We start from the raw sequence: 257 nt of genomic DNA, 5'->3' as shown, positions 1-257 counted from the left end.
ATTTTTGCTGCTGTATTGGCGCTTGGGCGACCGCACGCTGACGACTGTCCAAGTTACGCAAAAACCGTTGCCGTTCCTCGCCGTGGGCCGGGTGCTGCTCAAGGATCATCGCTTGGTGTGCTTCACCCTCGGTGGCCTGCTCAGTGCGGTGGTGTTCGGCCAATTCACGGCCTACCTGTCGCAGTACTTGGTGACTACTACTACCGCCGAATACACCTACACCGTCATCAGCGCTGTGCTCACCACCAACGCCGTGC

1 protein-coding gene is annotated in these 257 nt (G+C 59.1%); it reads left to right on the top strand.

The genetic code is table 11. The annotated features are described in order from the left end of the window. On the top strand, positions 1–257 hold a 257-nt coding region (locus AC0L3S_RS39495), incomplete at both ends, for a hypothetical protein (RefSeq protein WP_473285378.1).

Source organism: Bradyrhizobium sp. Ken01, from assembly GCF_055807355.1.
Note: the sequence above shows the minus strand (reverse complement) of the source record. Positions and strands in the feature narration are given on the sequence as shown.